We start from the raw sequence: 1,745 nt of genomic DNA on the forward strand, positions 1-1,745 counted from the left end.
CGGGCGTTAGAGCAGTCCAGAGAAGCAATTCCTCCCGAGCCCTAAAGGGCCGGGATTCCTTGCTAGATCACGTTGAAGAAGTTCGGCCGTTCGTAGTCGACGAGGAGATCCCAGGCGGGGCTGTTCGGCAGCGGTATGAACCGCGAGAACTCCACCGAGGACAGCTCCACCTCGCCGAGCATCTGCCGGATTCCGTCGATGGTCCGGTCCAGGGTCCGGGCCCGCTCGCCGGGCGCTCCGGCGATGTACGACGCGTGCACGGAGATCCCCGCCTTGTTGAGCATCCGGATCGCCTCCAGGTTGGTGGCGTCGGTGGTCTTGTTCTTCCGCTGGGCCTCTAGCATCTCCGGGTCGGCGGCGTCAAGGCCGATGTTGACGCGGGTGACCCCGAGGCGGCACTTGTCGACGTTGTTGCGCTTGGTGAGGCCGAGCGCCCGGGCGTAGACCATGACTTCGAGTTCGCCGTTGTCGATGCGCCGGCGCAGATGCGGGGGAGTCGCGTCGATCAGGGCGTCGACGTACCGGGGGCTGGCCGTGAAGCTGTCGTACACCTCGAAGAAGAGGTTGATGCCGAATTCCCGGTTGTAGACATCGATGGCCTTCCAGAAGCCGCGCGGATCACCGGTGTTGACCCGGAGGTCGGCGATGCTGCAGTACGTGCAGCGCTTGTATCCGTTCTCGCAACCACGGGCGTTGTTGACGGTGATGGGGATGACCTTGTGGCTGTGGAGATGCCCGAACTGCTCGCGGTAGGTCTCGGCGTAGACGTCGAGTTCGTCGCGTATGAACCCGAGGTCGGGGATGGTGTTGCGGTCGGTGAGGGCGTACTGGGGCGCGTGGTTGCGCACGGCGACGCCGTCACGGCGGTGCACGAGTGAGGAGACGCCGGTCACCGATCCGCCCCGGATCAGGGCGCCGATGAGCTCGACGAACGGGGTCTCGCCGACGTCGTTGGCGACGATGTAGTCGATCTCGGGCCGGTTGTCGAGGATCAGCTCGGGGAAGAACCCGGCGTGGTCGTCGCCCAGGACGACCCGGGCGCCGGCCTGTTCGGCCGTGGCCGCGATCTTGAGGGCTTCACCGTACGTCGGCGTCAGTGCGCTGATCCCCACGAGATCCGGCGCGAAGTCCCGGACGGCCTGCTGCACCTGCGCGGTGTTGCTGATGCCCCCATCCACCACCTGGAGCTCCACCTGCCCTCCGTAGGAGTCGCGCACGGCGGTGGCGAGCTGGATGACGCCGATGTGTGGATAGCAGGCGTAGTTGGACGCGTTTCCGTTGGCCGTGGGGTTGGGGGCGTTGGCGAGCAGCACCTTGAGCGACATCGATGTCCTTTCGTGGGGCAGAGCGACGCACCGTGATCGTGCCCCGCGAAGACGATCTCTGTCAGCACCCCACCCGCCCCTTCAGGACGCATCCTCGGGGACTCGAGCGCAGGTCCAGATGACCCCGCGTGACGTGCGTCCGCGCAGGTCATTTCCACTCTTCGAAAACAAAGCGGACGTTATGAATCCGGGAATCGGCGGCCGATACCCCCCGATGGGCCGGTCCGTGCCCCAGAGGCCTCTCTTACGGTCAGTGACGCCCGTGGCAACTTCCCGCCCAAATCTCCCGGCTCACTGTTGGCCGAAAATCCCCGCCTGGCTGCTTCGTGGCGGAGGTCGTGGCCCTAGTGTCTCGTGATCCTGTTCATGTCAGTTCGAGTTGTTATTGACGAGTTTCTTCACGTTGGTCGCGACGAGTCG

At 65.0% G+C, this 1,745-nt stretch carries 1 protein-coding gene; it reads right to left on the bottom strand.

The features are described from left to right. Positions 1-62: 62 nt before the first annotated feature. Entirely contained in the window at positions 63-1,325 is a 1,263-nt protein-coding gene (locus Q5762_RS36685) for a B12-binding domain-containing radical SAM protein (protein WP_315896659.1), read from the bottom strand. Between the last annotated feature and the right edge of the window lie 420 nt (positions 1,326-1,745).

The organism is Streptomyces sp. P9(2023) (assembly GCF_032436795.1).
Lineage (GTDB): Bacteria > Actinomycetota > Actinomycetes > Streptomycetales > Streptomycetaceae > Streptomyces.